The sequence below is a fragment of the Bradyrhizobium sp. IC3123 genome, assembly GCF_020193625.1.
Classification (GTDB): Bacteria; Pseudomonadota; Alphaproteobacteria; order Rhizobiales; family Xanthobacteraceae; genus Bradyrhizobium; species Bradyrhizobium yuanmingense.
In genome coordinates, this window is the sequence record NZ_JADYVF010000001.1 from 829,549 (window position 1) to 847,151 (window position 17,603).

Consider the following 17,603-nt stretch of genomic DNA (forward strand, 5'->3'; position numbering starts at 1 on the left):
CATGGACGACGCCAAGCTCGACGCCCTGGGGCAGACGATCGTTAGCGCGCTTCCGGGCGCCGCGACCGGTCACTCGGTGGCCTTCAACCAGCTCACCGTGGACGTCGAGGCCGCCAGGATCGTCGAGGTGGTCAAGTACCTCCGCGATGACCCGAACTGCCGGTTCGTCAACATCACCGACATCACGGCGGTGGACTATCCGGATCGCGAGAAGCGCTTCGACGTCATCTATCACTTCCTGTCGCCGACCTTGAACGCGCGCATCCGGCTCAAGGCGCAAGCCGACGAGACCACGCAGGTGCCCTCGCTGATCGACGTCTTCCCGGGCGCGGACTGGTTCGAGCGCGAAGCCTACGACCTCTACGGCGTGTTCTTCGTCGGCCATCCCGACATGCGCCGCATCCTCACGGACTACGGTTTCGAGGGCCATCCGCTGCGCAAGGATTTCCCGCTCACCGGCTTCGTCGAGGTCCGCTACGACGACCAGGAGAAGCGGGTGGTGTACGAGCCGGTCCGGCTCAACCAGGAATTCCGCAAGTTCGACTTTTTGTCTCCTTGGGAAGGTGCCGACTATCCGGTGCTTCCGGGCGATGAAAAAGCGGGGCCGAAGGTCTGATCATGAACGAGCAACCGCAGAATCTCCGTAACTTCACGATCAATTTCGGACCGCAGCACCCGGCGGCGCACGGCGTTTTGCGCCTCGTGCTCGAACTCGACGGCGAAGTGGTCGAGCGCGTCGATCCGCATATCGGCCTGCTTCACCGCGGCACCGAGAAGCTGATCGAGCAGAAGACTTATCTGCAGGCGATCCCTTATTTCGACCGGCTCGACTACGTCGCGCCGATGAACCAGGAGCATGCCTTCTGCCTCGCCGCCGAGAAGCTGCTCGGCATCGAGGTGCCGCGCCGCGGCCAGCTGATCCGCGTGCTCTATTGCGAGATCGGCCGCATCCTCTCGCATCTGCTCAACGTCACCACGCAGGCGATGGACGTCGGCGCGCTGACCCCGCCGCTGTGGGGCTTCGAAGAGCGCGAGAAGCTGATGGTGTTCTACGAGCGCGCCTCGGGCAGCCGCATGCATGCGGCCTATTTCCGTATCGGCGGCGTGCATCAGGACCTGCCGCAGAAGCTGGTCGACGACATCGAGGCCTGGTGCGATCCGTTCCTCAAGGTCGTCGACGATCTCGACCGTCTGCTCACCGCCAATCGCATCTTCAAGCAGCGCAACGTCGACATCGGCGTGGTGCCGCTCAAGGAAGCCTGGGAATGGGGTTTCTCGGGTGTGATGGTGCGCGGCTCGGGCGCGGCCTGGGACTTGCGCAAGTCGCAGCCCTACGAGTGCTACGCCGAGATGGATTTCGACATTCCGATCGGCAAGAACGGCGACTGCTACGACCGCTACCTGATCCGCATGGAAGAGATGCGCCAGTCCGTGCGCATCATGAAACAGTGCATCCAGAAGCTGAACGCGCCTGACGGTAAGGGCCCCGTTGTCGTCGAAGACAACAAGGTCGCGCCGCCGCGCCGTGGCGAGATGAAGCGCTCGATGGAAGCGCTGATCCACCACTTCAAGCTCTACACCGAAGGCGTCCACGTGCCGGCCGGCGAGGTCTATGCTGCGGTCGAGGCGCCCAAGGGCGAGTTCGGCGTCTATCTCGTCGCCGACGGCACCAACAAGCCCTACAAGTGCAAGATCCGCGCGCCGGGCTTTGCACATCTGCAGGCCATGGACCACATCTGCCGCGGCCATCTGCTGGCCGACGTGTCGGCGATCCTAGGATCGCTCGACATCGTGTTCGGAGAGGTCGATCGGTGATGGCGCAGGCGCCAATCCAGTTTGACCGTGCCTCGGGGGCCCTTGAAGGGGCCAACCTGTGGGAGCGGACGGCTGCCTTGGCGCTGGTGACGGGATCGAAGATCTCTTCGCACTTCTCGCATATGGGCTACATCGCCTGCGCGAATTTGCTGCGCAAGACGCTACCCGAGCGCAACATCGCGATCAGGCTCAATCCCGACGCGGTGTTCGAATTCCCTTACGGCGACGGCTATTGGAGCAAGCTGCTCAACCGCTCCTACATTTACGAGGACGAGCTCGAGCTCTTGTTCGCCGATTCCATCGACGTCGACTACACGCTGCTCGATTGCGGCGCCAATTACGGTTATTGGTCGGTGCTGGTCTCGAGCAAGCCGTTCGGCGCGCACAAGGCGATCGCGATCGAGCCGTCGGGCCAGAACTATTCGAAGCTCGCCAACAATGCCCGCATCAACGCTGGCCGCTTCGAGACCATGAAATGCGCCATCGGCGCGGCGCGCGGCACCGCGCGTCTGTCGGGCACCAAGCACGAAGCCTTCAGCATCGCCGGCGATCAGTCGGCGGGCGGCGAAGAGGTGCCGGTGATCGCGCTCGACAATTTGATCGAGGACGGGAAGGTCGCGGCCACCGGCAAGTACCTGATCAAGCTCGACGTCGAAGGCGTCGAGATCGAGGCGATCAAGGGCGGGGCACGGCTGCTTCAGGCCGACAGTGTCATCATGTGCGAGGAGCACGGCAGCGACCGCTCGCACGCCGTGTCGCGCTTCATCCTCGAACAGACCCCGCTGAAGCTGATCGTGTTCGATCCGCGCAGCAACCGCATGGAGACCGTGACCGAGCTGTCGATCCTCGACCGCATCAAGGTCTCGACCCACGTCGGCTACAACGTTTTCGGCACCGCAAGCGCATTCTGGCAGGACAGGATCGAGGCCATGAACGCCAAGAACCTGGATACCAAGACCGCGCGCCGCATGCAGTGAGAGATTGAAGAGATGTCCGTTCGCCGATTAGCACCGAAGGAAGTCCAACCCGCGAGCTTTGCGTTCACGGAGGAGAACCTCGCATTCGCCCGGCAGCAGATCGCGAAATATCCCGAAGGCCGTCAGGCCTCCGCCGTCATCGCCATCCTCTGGCGCGCGCAGGAGCAGAACGAGGGCTGGGTGTCGGAGGCCGCGATCCGCGTCATCGCCGACATGCTCGACATGCCCTATATCCGCGTGCTGGAGGTCGCGACCTTCTACACCATGTTCCAGCTCGCCCCCGTCGGCAAGAAGGCTCACGTCCAGGTCTGCGGCACCACCCCGTGCCGGCTGCGCGGCGCCGAGGATCTGATCCACGTCTGCGAGCACCGCATCCATCACGAGCCCTTCCATCTCTCCAAGGACGGCAATTTCAGCTGGGAGGAGGTGGAGTGCCTGGGCGCCTGCGTGAACGCGCCGATGGTGCTGATCGGCAAGGACACCTATGAGGACCTGACCAAGGAAAGCTTCGGCAAGGTGCTCGATGGCTTCGCTTCGGGCAATCCGCCCAAGCCCGGTCCGCAGAACGGCCGCCAATTCTCGGCGCCGATCACCGGACCGACCACGCTCAAGGAGATCACCTGATGCGTGATCTCGCCATAACCGGAGGGACCGCGGCCGTGAAGAAATGGGGCTTCGTCGCCATGCACGCCGCGATCGCGGCTGCCTTCATGTTCCTGCTGCAGCGTTACTTCATGAACGCCTCGCAGGAGACCAGTCTGCTCTGGGCGCTGTTCTTCGCCGTCAGCGCCGCCGGACTTGCCTACAAGCAGTCCATTCGTTGATCGGAAAGCACTGATATGCTCGAGGACAAGGACCGCATCTTCAAGAACCTCTACGGCCTCCATGATTGGGGGCTGGAGGGTGCGCGGCGTCGTGGCGCCTGGGACGGCACCAAGAACATCATCGACAAGGGCCGCGACTGGATCATCAACGAGATGAAGGCCTCAGGGCTCCGCGGCCGCGGCGGCGCAGGCTTCCCGACCGGTCTCAAATGGTCCTTCATGCCGAAGGAGTCCACCGACGGCCGTCCCAGCTATCTCGTCGTCAACGCCGACGAATCCGAGCCCGGCACCTGCAAGGACCGCGAGATCATGCGGCATGATCCGCATCTGTTGGTCGAGGGCTGCCTGATCGCGAGCTTCGCGATGAACGCGCATGCCTGCTACATCTATGTCCGCGGCGAGTTCATCCGCGAGCGCGAGCGCCTTCAGGCCGCGATCGACCAGGCCTATGAAGCCAAGCTGATCGGCAAGGACAATCTCAACGGCTGGCCGTTCGACCTCTACGTCGCCCACGGCGCCGGCGCCTATATCTGCGGCGAGGAGACCGCGCTGCTCGAAAGCCTCGAAGGCAAGAAGGGTCAGCCGCGGCTGAAGCCGCCGTTCCCGGCGAATGTCGGTCTGTTCGGCTGCCCGACCACCGTCAACAACGTCGAATCCATCGCCGTTGCGCCCGATATCCTGCGCCGCGGCGCGGCGTGGTTCGCCGGCATCGGCCGCCCGAACAATGTCGGCACCAAGCTGTTCTGCATCTCCGGCCATGTCGAGCGGCCCTGCAACGTCGAAGAGGCCATGGGCATCCCGTTCCGTGAGCTGATCGAGAAGCATTGCGGCGGCATTCGCGGCGGCTGGGACAACCTCAAGGCCGTGATCCCCGGCGGCTCGTCGGTGCGCATGGTGCCGGCCGAGCAGATCATCGACACGCCGATGGATTTCGATAGCCTGAGCAAGCTGCGCTCGGGCCTCGGCACCGCCGCGGTGATCGTGATGGACAAGTCGACCGACCTGATCCGTGCGATCGCCCGCATCTCCTATTTCTACAAGCACGAGAGCTGCGGCCAGTGCACGCCGTGCCGCGAGGGCACGGGCTGGATGTGGCGCGTCCTGACCCGCATGGCCGAAGGCCGTGCCCACAAGCGCGAGATCGACATGCTGCTCGAGGTCACCAAGCAGGTCGAGGGCCACACCATCTGCGCGCTCGGCGACGCCGCCGCCTGGCCGATCCAGGGCCTGATCACGCACTTCCGCCACGAGATCGAAGCGCGCATCGACCAATATTCGCACAAGGCCGATGTCGATGACATCGGGGTCCGCGATCCCGTGAACATGGTCGCGGCGGAGTAAGAGACATGACCAAGCTCATCATCGACGGCAAAGAGATCGATGTCCCCGCCGAGTACACGCTGCTTCAGGCGTGCGAGGCGGCCGGCGCCGAGATTCCGCGCTTCTGCTATCACGAGCGGCTGTCGATCGCCGGCAATTGCCGGATGTGTCTCGTCGAGGTGAAGGGCGGCCCGAAGCCGGTCGCGAGCTGCGCCTGGGGCGTGCGCGACTGCCGTCCGGGCCCCAAGGGCGAGCCGCCCGAGATTTCGACGCGTTCGCCGATGGTGAAGAAGGCACGCGAAGGCGTGATGGAATTCCTTCTGATCAACCATCCGCTGGATTGCCCGATCTGCGACCAGGGCGGCGAGTGCGACCTGCAGGACCAGGCGATGGGCTATGGTGTCGACACCAGCCGCTTCGCCGAGAACAAGCGCGCGGTCGAGGACAAATATCTCGGCGCGCTGGTCAAGACCTCCATGAACCGCTGCATCCAGTGCACGCGCTGCGTCCGCTTCTCGGCGGAAGTCGCCGGCGCGCCCGAGATGGGCGCCACCGGCCGCGGCGAGGACATGGAGATCACGACCTATCTGGAGCACGCGCTGACGTCCGAATTGCAGGGCAACCTCGTCGACATCTGCCCGGTCGGCGCGCTGACCTCGAAGCCCTATGCCTTCGCGGCGCGCCCGTGGGAGCTCGGCAAGACCCAGTCGATCGACGTCATGGACGGCGTCGGTTCTGCGATCCGCGTCGACACCCGCGGCCGCGAGGTGATGAGGATCCTGCCGCGCATCAACGAGGCCGTGAACGAGGAGTGGATCTCCGACAAGACCCGGCACGTGGTCGATGGCCTCCGCACCCAGCGTCTCGACCGGCCCTATATCCGCGAGGCCGGCAAGCTGCGCGCAGCGAGCTGGACCGAAGCCTTCGCTGCGATCGCCGCCAAGGCGGCGCGCACCGACGGCAAGCGCATCGGCGCGATCGCAGGCGATCTCGCCGGCGTTGAGGAGATGTTCGCGCTGAAGGACCTGCTCGGCAAATACGGTTCGAGCAATCTGGCGGTGCAGGGCGGCGACGCCTTCGATCCCGCGCTCGGCCGCGGCTCCTACATCTTCAATCCGACGCTCGCCGGCGTCGAGCAGGCGGACGCGCTGCTCATCATCGGCGCGAACCCGCGGAAAGAGGCGGCCGTGTTCAACGCCCGCATCCGCAAGCGTTGGCGCGCCGGCGGCTTCAAGGTCGGCGTGATCGGTGCCAAGGCCGACCTGACCTATGATTTCGACCACCTCGGTGCCGGTACCGAGACGCTGGCCGAGCTCGCGGCCGGCAAGCATTCCTTCATGGACGTGCTGAAGAACGCTGAGAATCCGATCATCCTGGTCGGTGCGGGCGCGGCCGCCCGTCACGACGGCGCCGCCATTCTCGCCGCCAGCGCCAAGCTCGCGCTCGATGTCGGCGCAGTCAAGGACGGCTGGAATGGTTTTGGCGTGCTGCACGAGACCGCCTCGCGCGTCGGCGCGCTGGATATCGGCTTTGCCGCAACCGGCGGCGGCCTCAACGCCGCGCAGATGACGACGTTCGGCACGCTCGACCTGCTATTCCTGCTCGGGGCCGACGAGATCAAGGCGCCGGACGGCACCTTCGTCGTCTATATCGGCACCCATGGCGATCGCGGCGCACATCGCGCCGACGTCATCCTGCCGGCGGCCGCCTACACCGAGAAGTCCGCGATCTACGTCAACACCGAAGGCCGCGTGCAGATGACGGGCCGCGCCGCGTTCCCGCCGGGCGAGGCCCGCGAGGACTGGGCGATCATCCGCGCACTGTCGGAAGCGCTCGGCAAGAAGCTCGGCTATGACTCGCTTCAAGCCCTGCGCCAGGCGGCGTTCAAGGCCGTGCCGCATCTGATCCGTCTCGACCAGATCGAGGCCGGCTCGGCCGACCAGATCAAGAAGCTGGCGGGGAAGGGCGGCTCGCCCGAGAAGGCGCCGTTCAAGCCTCTGGTCGAGGACTTCTATTTGACCAACCCAATCGCGCGTGCGTCCGCCGTGATGGCGGAATGCTCGCGCCTCGCCTCCGGGCAGATGCTGACCGCAGCGGAGTGAGCGTGATCTGATGGAATTCTTCGAAAGCGCATTCTGGACCGGGTTCCTCTGGCCGCTGATCATCATGGTCGCGCAGAGCGTCCTCGTGCTCGTCGTCCTGCTGGTCGCGATCGCCTACATCCTGCTCGCCGACCGCAAGATCTGGGCGGCGGTGCAGATCCGGCGCGGCCCGAACGTCGTCGGCCCGTGGGGCCTGCTGCAATCCTTCGCCGACCTGCTCAAGTTCGTGCTGAAGGAGCCGATCATCCCGGCCGGCGCCAACAAGGGCGTGTTTCTGCTGGCGCCGCTGGTATCGTGCGTGCTCGCACTCGCCGCCTGGGCCGTGATCCCGACCAATCTCGGCTGGGTGATCGCCGACATCAATGTCGGCGTCCTCTTCATCTTCGCGATCTCGTCGCTGTCGATCTACGGCATCATCATGGCCGGCTGGTCGTCGAACTCGAAGTATCCGTTCCTCGCCGCGCTGCGCTCGGCCGCGCAGATGGTGTCGTACGAAGTCTCGATCGGCTTCGTCATCATCACCGTGCTGCTCTGCGCCGGCACGCTGAACCTGACGGCGGTGGTCGAGGCCCAGCACGCGCGCGGTCTCGCCAGCCTGATCGGGCTGCCGCAGCTGACGATCCTGAATTGGTACGTCTGGCCGTTGTTCCCGATGTTCGTGGTGTTCTACGTCTCGGCGCTGGCGGAAACCAACCGTCCGCCCTTCGACCTCGTCGAAGCCGAATCCGAGCTCGTCGCCGGCTTCATGGTCGAGTACGGCTCGACGCCGTACCTCTTGTTCATGCTCGGTGAGTATGTCGCAATCGTCACGATGTGCGCGCTGGCGACGATCCTGTTCCTCGGAGGCTGGCTGCCGCCGGTGGACCTGCCGCCCTTCAACTGGGTGCCGGGGATCATCTGGTTCTCGCTGAAACTGTTCTTCATGTTCTTCCTGTTCGCGATGGCGAAGGCGATCGTGCCGCGCTACCGCTACGATCAATTGATGCGCCTCGGCTGGAAGGTGTTCCTGCCGCTGTCGCTGGCGATGGTGATCGTGGTGGCCGGCGTGCTGCATTTCGCCGGCATCGCGCCGAAGTGAGGGCCGTCATGGGTATCAACGTCAACGCCACTGCACGCTCGCTTCTGCTGTCGGAATTCGTCTCGGCGTTCTTCCTCGCCATGCGTTATTTCTTTCAGCCGAAGCCGACGCTGAACTATCCGTTCGAGAAGGGCCCGATCTCGCCCCGCTTCCGCGGCGAGCACGCGCTGCGCCGCTATCCGAACGGCGAAGAGCGCTGCATTGCCTGCAAGCTGTGCGAGGCGGTCTGCCCGGCGCAGGCCATCACCATCGAGGCCGGCCCGCGCCGCAACGACGGCACCCGCCGCACCGTGCGCTACGACATCGACATGGTGAAGTGCATCTATTGCGGCCTCTGCCAGGAGGCCTGTCCGGTCGATGCCATCGTTGAAGGCCCGAACTTCGAGTTCGCGACCGAGACCCGCGAGGAGCTCTATTATGACAAGGCCAAGCTGCTCGCCAACGGCGACCGCTGGGAACGCGAGATCGCCAAGGCGATCGAGCTCGACGCGCCGTACCGGTGAGGTGAGGGCATGATCCTTCCCGCACTGTTCTTTTATCTCTTCGCCGGCGTCTGCGTCGCCTCGGCCGTGATGGTGATTGTCTCGCGCAATCCCGTGCACTCCGTGCTGTACCTGATCCTGGCCTTCGTCAACGCCTCCGGCCTGTTCGTGCTGATGGGCGCCGAGTTCCTCGGCATGATGCTGATCGTCGTCTATGTCGGCGCGGTCGCGGTGCTGTTCCTGTTCGTGATCATGATGCTCGATGTCGACTTCCTCGAGCTGCGCGAGGGCTTCATCGAGTACCTGCCGGTCGGCCTCGTGATCGGCGGCATCTTCATGTTCGAGTTGCTGCTCACCGTCGGCTTCTGGGTCATCAATCCCGGCGTCTCCAAGACGATCACGGCAGCGATCCCGGCCAACGTCAGCAACACCGAGGCGCTCGGTCTCGTGCTCTATACGAAGTACATCCACTACTTCCAGCTCTCGGGCATGGTGCTCCTGGTCGCCATGATCGGCGCCATCGTGCTGACGCTGCGCCACAAGGAGAAGGTCAAGCGGCAGGACATCAACGTTCAGAACGCGCGCACGCCCGACATCGCGATGGCGGTGCGCAAGGTGGCGCCGGGGCAGGGGCTCTCGGACGCGGATGCGGCGGAGTGGGTGAAATGACGATCGGGCTCGGACACTATCTGGCGGTCGGCGCGATCCTGTTCACGCTCGGCATCCTCGGCATCTTCCTGAACCGCAAGAACATCATCGTCATCCTGATGTCGATCGAGCTGATCCTGCTCTCGGTCAACATCAACCTCGTGGCGTTCTCGAGCTTCCTCGGCGACATCGTCGGCCAGGTCTTCGCGCTGCTGGTGCTGACGGTCGCGGCTGCCGAAGCTGCGATCGGTCTCGCCATCCTGGTGGTCTATTTCCGCAATCGCGGCTCGATCGCGGTTGAGGACGTCAATCTGATGAAGGGCTGAGCGCATGATCCGGAAAAGTGGGTACCGGTTTTCCGACCAGATCATGCGGAAAGAGTAAGTCATGGTTCAGGCAATTGTCTTTCTGCCTCTGCTGGGCGCCATTCTGGCTGGCCTGATCGCGCTGTTCGGCGCGCATGCCCGCAACCCCTCGGGCGACGAGCTCGATCATCACGGCGGCCACGGCCATGGCGCGCATGCCCATGCGTCCGACAAGATCAACGAGGATGCCTCCGTCATCCACGAGAGCCATCACGACGACGCTCACGATGATCACGGCCATGGCCCGACCGAGCCGCCGGCGGCGGGCTCGCGCGCGGCCGAGCTGATCACCACCGGGCTGCTGTTCGTCTCGGCAGCCTTGTCCTGGATGACGCTGGTCGACGTCGGCTTCATGCATCACGACTACAGGATCCAGTTGCTGCCCTGGATCTTCTCCGGCGATCTCCAGGTCTGGTGGACGCTGCGCGTCGATACGCTCACCGCCGTAATGCTGGTGGTGGTGACGACCGTGTCCTCGCTCGTGCACCTCTATTCCATCGGCTACATGGACGAGGACCCGAACCGGCCGCGCTTCTTCGGGTATCTCTCGCTGTTCACCTTCGCCATGCTGATGCTGGTGACGGCCGACAATCTGGTGCAGCTGTTCTTCGGCTGGGAAGGCGTGGGTCTCGCCAGCTATCTGCTGATCGGCTTCTGGTACCAGAAGCCCTCGGCCAACGCTGCCGCCATCAAGGCCTTCGTGGTCAACCGCGTCGGCGACTTCGGCTTCGCGCTCGGTATCTTCGCGGTCTTCATGCTGGTCGGCTCGACCGATTTCGAGACCATCTTCCACGCCGCGCCCGGCCTCACCGGCAAGACAATCAACTTCCTCGGCTGGCATGCCGACGCGCTGACCCTGACCTGTCTGCTGCTGTTCATGGGCGCGATGGGCAAGTCGGCGCAGTTCCTGCTGCACACCTGGTTGCCGGACGCAATGGAAGGTCCGACCCCGGTCTCGGCGCTGATCCACGCCGCGACCATGGTCACTGCCGGCGTCTTCATGGTGGCGCGCCTGTCGCCGCTGTTCGAGCTCGCCCCGAACGCGCAGGCCGTCGTGATGTTCTTCGGCGCCACCACCGCGTTTTTCGCGGCGACCATCGGCCTCGTCCAGAACGACATCAAGCGCATCGTCGCCTATTCGACCTGTTCGCAGCTCGGCTACATGTTCGTGGCGATGGGAGCAGGCGCCTATTCGGTCGGCATGTTCCATTTGTTCACGCATGCCTTCTTCAAGGCGCTGCTGTTCTTGGGCTCCGGCTCGGTGATCTACGCGATGCACCACGAGCAGGACATCCGCAACATGGGCGGCCTCTGGAAGAAGATTCCCTACACCTATGCGGTGATGGTGGTCGGCACGCTGGCGCTGACCGGCTTCCCGCTCACCGCCGGCTACTTCTCCAAGGACGCGATCATCGAGTCCGCCTACGCCTCCCACAATCCGTTCGCCGTGTACGGCTTCCTGATGACGATCGTCGCCGCCGGCCTGACCTCGTTCTACTCCTGGCGCCTGATCTTCAAGACCTTCCACGGCGAGCCGCATGACGAGCATCATTACGAGGCCGCGCATGAGGCTCCGCTCTGGATCCTGATCCCGATCGGCGTGCTCGCGGTCGGCTCGTTCGTCGCGGGCCTGCCGTTCAAGGAGCTGTTCGCCGGCCACGGGGTCGAGGAGTTCTTCCGCGAGTCCGTGAAGATGAACCCGCACATCATCGAGGAGATGCACCACATCCCTCAGACCATCGCCTTCCTGCCGACGGTGATGATGGTGCTGGGCTTCCTCGTCTCGTACCTGTTCTACATCCGCCGGCCCTACCTGCCGGTCGAGCTCGCGAACACGCAGCCGATGCTGTACCAGTTCCTGCTCAACAAATGGTACTTCGACGAGCTGTACGACATCATCTTCGTCCGTCCGGCGAAGTGGATCGGCTACCAGCTCTGGAAGAAGGGCGACGGCTTCATCATCGACGGCTTCGGCCCCGACGGCGTCTCGGCCCGCGTGCTGGACGTCACCCGCAACGTCGTCAAGATCCAGACCGGCTATCTCTATCACTATGCATTCGCCATGCTGATCGGCGCTGCCGGCCTGATCACCTGGTTCATGTTCGGCTTTGGAGGCCAGTAAATGACAACCTGGCCCATTCTTTCGGTCACGACGTTCCTGCCCCTGGTCGGCGCGCTGATCGTCTATCTGAGCCGCGGTGACGACGAGGCGGCGCGGCGCAATTCGCGCTGGATCGCGCTCTGGACCACGCTGATCACCTTCGCGGTGTCGGTGATCCTGGTCATGCGCTTCGACCCCAGCAACCCCGACTTCCAGTTCGTCGAGAAGGCGAACTGGCTCGCCACCGGCATCACCTACCACATGGGCGTCGACGGCATCTCGCTGCCGCTCGTGATCCTCACCACCGCCGTGATGCCGTTCTGCATCGTCGCGAGCTGGAAGGCGATCACCAACCGCGTCCGCGAATACATGATGGCGTTCCTGATTCTGGAAACGCTCATGATCGGCACCTTCTCGGCGCTCGATCTCGTGCTGTTCTACCTGTTCTTCGAGGGCGGCCTGATCCCGATGTTCCTGATCATCGGCGTCTGGGGCGGTCCGCGCCGGGTCTATGCCTCGTTCAAGTTCTTCCTCTACACGCTGCTCGGCTCGGTCCTGATGCTGCTCGCCATCATGGCGCTGTATTGGAACGGCGGCACCACCGACATCCCGACCCTGATGCACACCGCCGTGCCGCGGTCGTTGCAGACCTGGGCGTGGCTCGCCTTCTTCGCCTCCTTTGCGGTGAAGATGCCGATGTGGCCGGTGCACACCTGGCTTCCGGACGCGCACGTCGAAGCGCCGACTGCGGGCTCCGTGGTCCTGGCCGCGATCCTCCTGAAGATGGGCGGCTACGGCTTCCTGCGCTTCTCGCTGCCGATGTTCCCGCTGGCCTCGCACGACTTCGCGCCGCTGGTGTTCACGCTCTCGGCCATCGCCATCATCTACACCTCGCTGGTGGCGCTGATGCAGGAGGACATGAAGAAGCTGATCGCGTACTCCTCGGTCGCGCATATGGGCTTCGTCACCATGGGCATCTTCGCCGGCACCATGCAGGGCGTCGCCGGCGGCGTGTTCCAGATGATCTCGCACGGCATCGTCTCCGGCGCGCTGTTCCTCTGCGTCGGCGTCGTCTACGACCGCCTGCACACCCGCGAGATCGCGGCCTATGGCGGCCTCGTCAACCGGATGCCGCTCTATGCGATGACCTTCATGGTGTTCACCATGGCCAATGTCGGTCTGCCCGGCACGAGCGGCTTCGTCGGCGAGTTCATGACGCTGCTCGGCACCTTCAAGGTCTCGATCCCGACCGCGTTCTTCGCCAGCTTCGGCGTGATCCTCTCGGCGGCCTATGCACTATGGCTCTATCGCAAGGTCGTGTTCGGAGCGCTGGTCAAGCCGCAGCTGGCAAGCATGAAGGATCTCACCTTGCGGGAGTGCGTCATTCTATTCCCGATGATCGCGCTGACGATCCTGTTCGGCGTCTATCCGAAGCCGGTGCTCGACATGTCGGCCGCCTCGGTCCAGCAACTCGTTAACAATTACAACACCGCCGTGACGGCCGTGAAGGCCGCCGCACTGCTCCAGTGATCGGGCAGGTCAGGATATCGCCATGAGCTTTTCGACTGCAGGTTATCAACTGGCGCCGGTGCTGCCCGAGCTCGTGCTCGCGGTCGGCGCTATGGCGCTTCTGATGCTCGGCGCCTATCGCGGGCAGGAGACGACTAGGACCGTGACGTCGCTGGCGGTGGTGCTTCTGATCGTGGTCGGTGCGCTCGTCTACATGCAGCCCGCCGGCAAGCAGGTGACGTTCGGCGGCAGCTTCATCGTCGACGACTTCGCCCGTTTCATGAAGATCCTGGCCCTGATCGGCTCGGCCGTGACGCTCGTCCTGTCGACCGAGTTCCTGTCCGACCCGTCGCGCCGGATTTTCGAATACGCCATCCTCGTGCTGCTCTCGACGCTCGGCATGATGGTGCTGATCTCGGCCGGCGACCTGATCTCGCTCTATCTCGGCCTCGAATTGATGTCGCTGGCGCTCTACGTCGTGGCAGCCTCGAACCGCGACAACGCCAAGTCGACCGAAGCCGGCCTGAAGTACTTCGTGCTCGGCGCGCTGTCCTCGGGCATGCTGCTGTACGGCGCCTCGCTGGTCTACGGCTTCACCGGCACGGTGAGCTTCACCGGCATCGCCGCGGCCGCGACGGTTTCGAATGTCGGCCTCGTGTTTGGCCTCGTCTTCCTGCTCGTCGGCCTCTGCTTCAAGGTCTCGGCCGTGCCGTTCCACATGTGGACGCCTGACGTCTACGAGGGCGCGCCGACCCCGGTCACCGCCTTCTTCGCGTCGGCGCCGAAGGTCGCCGCGCTCGCAGTCTTCACCCGCGTGACGCTCACCGCATTCCCCGGCATCGTCTCGCAATGGCAGCAGATCCTGGTGTTCGTGTCGATCGCCTCGATGGCGCTCGGCTCCTTCGCCGCGATCGGCCAGAGCAACATCAAGCGCCTGATGGCCTATTCCTCGATCGGCCACATGGGCTTTGCGCTGGTCGGCCTTGCCTCCGGCACGGTGGAAGGCGCGCAGGGCGTCCTGATGTACATCGTGATCTATGTCGCGATGACGCTGGGCTCGTTCTCCATCATCCTCGCGATGAAGCGCAACGGCCAGGCTGTGGAGCAGATCAGCGATTTCGCCGGCCTGTCGCGCACCAATCCGCTGCTCGCCTTCATGTTCGCGATGCTGCTGTTCTCGCTCGCCGGCATTCCGCCGCTCGCCGGCTTCTTCGCCAAATGGTACGTCTTCGTCGCCGCCATCAAGGCGAACCTGTTCACGCTCGCCGTCATCGGCGTGCTGACCAGCGTGGTCGGCGCCTACTATTATCTCGCCATCGTCAAGACGATGTATTTCGACGAGCCGGCCGGCCGGGTCGATCCGGTCCGCATCGAAGTGCGGACGGTGCTGGCGGTCGCTGGCCTGTTCAACCTGCTGTTTGCGCTGTTCGCGGGGCCCGTGGTGAGCGTCGCCTCGGCCGCGGCAAAGTCGTTGTTCTAGGATGGCCTTCGCGCTCGGTCCTCGCGCATCGGCTGCGGGCTACAGGCTCGCGGCGTTCGAACGGACCGGCTCGACCAATAGCGAGGCGATCGAACACGCCAGGGCCGGCGAGCGCGGCCCGATGTGGTTCGTCACGTCCGAGCAGACCGCCGGCCGCGGCCGGCGTCAGCGCGCCTGGATCGCGCCGCGCGGCAATCTCGCCGCCAGCATCCTCGAAGTCATGGACGTCGCCCCCGCCGTCGCCGCCACGCTCGGCTTTGCCGCAGGGCTGGCCGAGGAGGCGGCACTGGAGAAGGTGAGCCTCGAGGCCGCGCTCCGTCTCGGCGAAGGCCGGCCCCGCTACGCGCTGAAATGGCCGAATGACGTGCTCGCCAGCGGCAAGAAGCTGGTCGGCATTGGCCTTGAGGCCGAGGCCGTCGGTGGCGGCCTTGCCGTCGTGGTGGGCATCGGGACCAATGTGGTCGCCGCGCCCGAGGGCACCCCGACGCCCGCGGTGTCGCTGGCCGCCCTCGGCGTCCAGATCAGCGCCGAGGAGCTATTCATGGCGCTGTCGGATGCCTGGGTCGAGTTCCGCGGCATCTGGGACAATGGCCGCGGCTTTGCCGAGATCCGCAGGCTCTGGCTGGAGCGCGCCGCCGGCCTCGGCGAAAAGGTTGCCATCCACACGGGAACCATGACGCTGGAAGGTATTTTCGACACGATCGACGACACCGGCTGCCTGATCGTCCGCACCGCGGAGGGCCGCCTCGTTCCGGTGGCGGCCGGCGAGGTGTTCTTCGGGCCCGTCGCCTCGGTGGGAGCAGCGTGATGGCAAGGCCGGACGAATTGGTGTTTGCGCCGCTCGGCGGCGTCGGCGAGATCGGCATGAACCTGTCGATCTACGGCCTCGGCAACCGTCACCAGCGCGCCTGGCTTGCGGTCGATCTCGGCGTCTCCTTCGGCGATGAGGAGCATCTGCCCGGCATCGACCTGATCATGCCCGACATCTCCTTCCTGGAGAAGGAGCGCAAGAACCTGATGGGCCTCGTGCTGACCCACGCCCATGAGGATCATTTCGGCGCCATCATCGACCTCTGGCCGAAGCTGAAATGCCCGATCTACGCAACCAGGTTCAGCGCCGCGCTGTTCGAGGCCAAATGCGCCGCCGAGCGCAACGCGCCCGAGATTCCGGTCACCGTGGTGCCTTCAGGCGGCCGTGTCGATATCGGTCCGTTCAACGTCGAGTTCATTCCGGTCGCGCATTCGATTCCGGAAGCGCATGCGCTGGCGATCCACACCGACGCCGGCATCGTGCTGCACACCGGCGACTGGAAGATCGACCCGACCCCGACGCTTGGAGCCGCGACCGACGAGAAGCGGCTGCGGGAATTGGGCGAAGAGGGCGTGCTCGCCTTGATCGGCGATTCCACCAATGCCGTGCGGGACGGCCGTTCGCCCTCCGAGGCCGAGGTCGCCCGAACCATCATCGACCTCGTCAAATCCGCCAAGGGCCGCGTCGCGGTGACGACGTTCGCCTCCAACGTCGCCCGCGTCAAAGCGGTGGCTGACGCGGCGAGGGCCGCGGACCGCGAGGTCGTCGTGGTCGGCCGGGCCATGGAGCGCGTGGTGCAGGTTGCACGCGAGACCGGCTATCTCGAGGGCGTGCAGAACTTCCGCTCGCCCGAGGTCTATGGCCACCTGCCGCAGGACAAGGTGCTGGCGTTGTGCACGGGCAGCCAGGGCGAGCCGCGCGCCGCGCTGGCCCGCATCGCCAATGACGACCATCCTGAAATCACGCTGAACCGCGGCGACAGCGTCATCTTCTCCTCGCGCACCATTCCCGGCAACGAGAAGGCGGTCGGCTCGATCATCAACAATCTGGTGCTGCAGGGCGTCGAGGTCATCACCGACCGCGACGCGCTGGTCCACGTCTCCGGCCATCCCCGCCGTGACGAGCTGCGCGATATGATCTCCTGGGTGAAGCCGCAGATCCTGATCCCGGTCCACGGCGAGGCGCTGCACCTGCACGAGCACGCCAAGCTCGCTCGCGCCGCCGGCGTGCCGCGCGTGCTGGTCTGCCGCAATGGCGACCTCGTCAAGCTCGGCCCCGGCGATCCCGGCATCGTCGGCGAGGTGCCATCGGGGCGTCTCTACAAGGACGGCACGATCCTGGAAGACTCCAAGTCCCGTGCCGTCGTGGAGCGGCGCCGCATGGGCTTTTCCGGCTGCGCCTTCGTCGCCATCGCCATGACCGCGCAGGGTGAGCTCGCCGGTGATCCCGAGCTCGATCTGGTCGGCATCCCCGAGAAGAACAGGGCGGGCGAGGCCTTCGATGACATCGTCTTCGATGCCGTGATGTCGACCATCGAAGGCCTGCCGAGGGCGCGCCGGCGCGATCCGGACGCCTTGGCCGAGTCGGTGCGACGCGCTGTCCGGGCCGTGATCAACGAACATTGGGGCAAAAAGCCCCCCTGTCTGGTACATGTACTGACGGTATAGGGAGGGGAACATGTTGGGCCGGCTCAACCATGTCGCGATCGCGACCAAGGATGCGGTCAAGGCCGCGAAGATCTACGGTGCGGCCTTCGGCGCCCAGATTTCCGAGGCCGTGCCGCTGCCCGAGCACGGCGTCACCACCGTGTTCGCGACCCTGCCCAACACCAAGATCGAGTTCATCGAGCCGCTCGGCGAGGCCTCGCCGATCGCGAAGTTCATCGAGCGCAATCCCGACGGCGGCATCCATCACGTCTGCTACGAGGTCGTCGACATCATCGCCTCGCGCGACACGCTGGTGAAGGAGGGCGCGAGGGTGCTCGGCGACGGCGTGCCGAAGATCGGCGCCCACGGCAAGCCGGTGCTGTTCCTGCACCCGAAGGATTTTTCCGGCGCCCTCGTCGAGATCGAGCAGGCATAGGGCCGCGTC

17 protein-coding genes are annotated in these 17,603 nt (G+C 64.8%); all 17 read left to right on the forward strand.

From position 1 onward, the window contains the following. Window position 1 precedes the first annotated feature (1 nt). The 17 genes from I6F20_RS04155 (at window position 2) to mce (ending at window position 17,594) form a co-directional block, all read left to right on the forward strand. Window positions 2-616, forward strand: coding sequence for an NADH-quinone oxidoreductase subunit C (locus I6F20_RS04155; protein ID WP_036010195.1), 615 nt, complete (start codon window positions 2-4; stop codon window positions 614-616). 2 nt (window positions 617-618) lie between these two features. Beyond that, window positions 619-1,815 (forward strand): NADH-quinone oxidoreductase subunit D, encoded by a 1,197-nt coding sequence (locus tag I6F20_RS04160; RefSeq protein WP_036010192.1) that lies wholly within the window; start codon window positions 619-621, stop codon window positions 1,813-1,815. After that, on the forward strand, window positions 1,815-2,792 hold the full coding sequence (locus I6F20_RS04165; RefSeq protein WP_036025345.1) for an FkbM family methyltransferase: 978 nt from the start codon (window positions 1,815-1,817) through the stop codon (window positions 2,790-2,792). Before I6F20_RS04160 ends, I6F20_RS04165 begins: the two co-directional genes overlap by 1 nt. A gap of 12 nt (window positions 2,793-2,804) precedes the next feature. Next, the gene (gene nuoE / locus I6F20_RS04170) at window positions 2,805-3,416 is read left to right on the forward strand and encodes an NADH-quinone oxidoreductase subunit NuoE (protein WP_225125163.1); all 612 of its coding nucleotides are present in this window, start codon (window positions 2,805-2,807) and stop codon (window positions 3,414-3,416) included. Then, window positions 3,416-3,616, forward strand: coding sequence for a hypothetical protein (locus tag I6F20_RS04175; protein ID WP_225125164.1), 201 nt, complete (start codon window positions 3,416-3,418; stop codon window positions 3,614-3,616). The genes nuoE and I6F20_RS04175 overlap by 1 nt, the downstream gene beginning before the upstream one ends. A 15-nt stretch (window positions 3,617-3,631) precedes the next feature. Continuing rightward, window positions 3,632-4,957 carry an NADH-quinone oxidoreductase subunit NuoF gene (gene nuoF / locus I6F20_RS04180; protein WP_036025343.1) on the forward strand — a complete coding sequence of 442 codons (1,326 nt, stop codon included), beginning with the start codon at window positions 3,632-3,634 and terminating at the stop codon, window positions 4,955-4,957. Between the two features lie 5 nt (window positions 4,958-4,962). Next, entirely contained in the window at window positions 4,963-7,038 is a 2,076-nt protein-coding gene (nuoG, locus tag I6F20_RS04185; RefSeq protein ID WP_225125165.1) for an NADH-quinone oxidoreductase subunit NuoG, read from the forward strand. A gap of 10 nt (window positions 7,039-7,048) precedes the next feature. Next, window positions 7,049-8,116 (forward strand): NADH-quinone oxidoreductase subunit NuoH, encoded by a 1,068-nt coding sequence (gene nuoH / locus I6F20_RS04190; RefSeq protein WP_085969087.1) that lies wholly within the window; start codon window positions 7,049-7,051, stop codon window positions 8,114-8,116. Window positions 8,117-8,124: 8 nt separating this feature from the next. Continuing rightward, complete coding sequence (gene nuoI, locus I6F20_RS04195; protein ID WP_157283556.1) at window positions 8,125-8,619, forward strand: NADH-quinone oxidoreductase subunit NuoI; 495 nt, start codon at window positions 8,125-8,127, stop codon at window positions 8,617-8,619. 9 nt (window positions 8,620-8,628) lie between these two features. Beyond that, the gene (locus tag I6F20_RS04200) at window positions 8,629-9,267 is read left to right on the forward strand and encodes an NADH-quinone oxidoreductase subunit J (protein ID WP_036010173.1); all 639 of its coding nucleotides are present in this window, start codon (window positions 8,629-8,631) and stop codon (window positions 9,265-9,267) included. After that, window positions 9,264-9,572 carry an NADH-quinone oxidoreductase subunit NuoK gene (gene nuoK, locus I6F20_RS04205; protein ID WP_036010170.1) on the forward strand — a complete coding sequence of 103 codons (309 nt, stop codon included), beginning with the start codon at window positions 9,264-9,266 and terminating at the stop codon, window positions 9,570-9,572. Before I6F20_RS04200 ends, nuoK begins: the two co-directional genes overlap by 4 nt. A gap of 61 nt (window positions 9,573-9,633) precedes the next feature. Then, window positions 9,634-11,733: an NADH-quinone oxidoreductase subunit L gene (nuoL, locus tag I6F20_RS04210; protein ID WP_225125166.1), complete on the forward strand. Its 2,100-nt coding sequence runs from the start codon at window positions 9,634-9,636 to the stop codon at window positions 11,731-11,733. Continuing rightward, a complete protein-coding gene (locus tag I6F20_RS04215; protein WP_036025336.1) occupies window positions 11,734-13,242 on the forward strand; it encodes an NADH-quinone oxidoreductase subunit M in 1,509 nt (502 codons plus the stop codon). Window positions 13,243-13,264: 22 nt separating this feature from the next. Continuing rightward, complete coding sequence (gene nuoN / locus I6F20_RS04220) at window positions 13,265-14,701, forward strand: NADH-quinone oxidoreductase subunit NuoN (RefSeq protein ID WP_225113103.1); 1,437 nt, start codon at window positions 13,265-13,267, stop codon at window positions 14,699-14,701. 1 nt (window position 14,702) lies between these two features. After that, complete coding sequence (locus tag I6F20_RS04225) at window positions 14,703-15,509, forward strand: biotin--[acetyl-CoA-carboxylase] ligase (RefSeq protein WP_225125167.1); 807 nt, start codon at window positions 14,703-14,705, stop codon at window positions 15,507-15,509. After that, window positions 15,509-17,179: a ribonuclease J gene (locus I6F20_RS04230; RefSeq protein ID WP_157283559.1), complete on the forward strand. Its 1,671-nt coding sequence runs from the start codon at window positions 15,509-15,511 to the stop codon at window positions 17,177-17,179. The genes I6F20_RS04225 and I6F20_RS04230 overlap by 1 nt, the downstream gene beginning before the upstream one ends. Window positions 17,180-17,189: 10 nt before the next feature. Then, window positions 17,190-17,594 (forward strand): methylmalonyl-CoA epimerase, encoded by a 405-nt coding sequence (gene mce / locus I6F20_RS04235; RefSeq protein WP_036010154.1) that lies wholly within the window; start codon window positions 17,190-17,192, stop codon window positions 17,592-17,594. Window positions 17,595-17,603: the final 9 nt, after the last annotated feature.

Bases quoted from the DNA above. Each gene is read 5' to 3' on its own strand.
- I6F20_RS04155 (WP_036010195.1), top strand. From the start codon at position 2: ATGGACGACGCCAAGCTCGACGCCCTGGGGCAGACGATCGTTAGCGCG.
- I6F20_RS04160 (WP_036010192.1), top strand. From the start codon at position 619: ATGAACGAGCAACCGCAGAATCTCCGTAACTTCACGATCAATTTCGGA.
- I6F20_RS04165 (WP_036025345.1), top strand. From the start codon at position 1,815: ATGGCGCAGGCGCCAATCCAGTTTGACCGTGCCTCGGGGGCCCTTGAA.
- nuoE (WP_225125163.1), top strand. From the start codon at position 2,805: ATGTCCGTTCGCCGATTAGCACCGAAGGAAGTCCAACCCGCGAGCTTT.
- I6F20_RS04175 (WP_225125164.1), top strand. From the start codon at position 3,416: ATGCGTGATCTCGCCATAACCGGAGGGACCGCGGCCGTGAAGAAATGG.
- nuoF (WP_036025343.1), top strand. From the start codon at position 3,632: ATGCTCGAGGACAAGGACCGCATCTTCAAGAACCTCTACGGCCTCCAT.
- nuoG (WP_225125165.1), top strand. From the start codon at position 4,963: ATGACCAAGCTCATCATCGACGGCAAAGAGATCGATGTCCCCGCCGAG.
- nuoH (WP_085969087.1), top strand. From the start codon at position 7,049: ATGGAATTCTTCGAAAGCGCATTCTGGACCGGGTTCCTCTGGCCGCTG.
- nuoI (WP_157283556.1), top strand. From the start codon at position 8,125: ATGGGTATCAACGTCAACGCCACTGCACGCTCGCTTCTGCTGTCGGAA.
- I6F20_RS04200 (WP_036010173.1), top strand. From the start codon at position 8,629: ATGATCCTTCCCGCACTGTTCTTTTATCTCTTCGCCGGCGTCTGCGTC.
- nuoK (WP_036010170.1), top strand. From the start codon at position 9,264: ATGACGATCGGGCTCGGACACTATCTGGCGGTCGGCGCGATCCTGTTC.
- nuoL (WP_225125166.1), top strand. From the start codon at position 9,634: ATGGTTCAGGCAATTGTCTTTCTGCCTCTGCTGGGCGCCATTCTGGCT.
- I6F20_RS04215 (WP_036025336.1), top strand. From the start codon at position 11,734: ATGACAACCTGGCCCATTCTTTCGGTCACGACGTTCCTGCCCCTGGTC.
- nuoN (WP_225113103.1), top strand. From the start codon at position 13,265: ATGAGCTTTTCGACTGCAGGTTATCAACTGGCGCCGGTGCTGCCCGAG.
- I6F20_RS04225 (WP_225125167.1), top strand. From the start codon at position 14,703: ATGGCCTTCGCGCTCGGTCCTCGCGCATCGGCTGCGGGCTACAGGCTC.
- I6F20_RS04230 (WP_157283559.1), top strand. From the start codon at position 15,509: ATGGCAAGGCCGGACGAATTGGTGTTTGCGCCGCTCGGCGGCGTCGGC.
- mce (WP_036010154.1), top strand. From the start codon at position 17,190: ATGTTGGGCCGGCTCAACCATGTCGCGATCGCGACCAAGGATGCGGTC.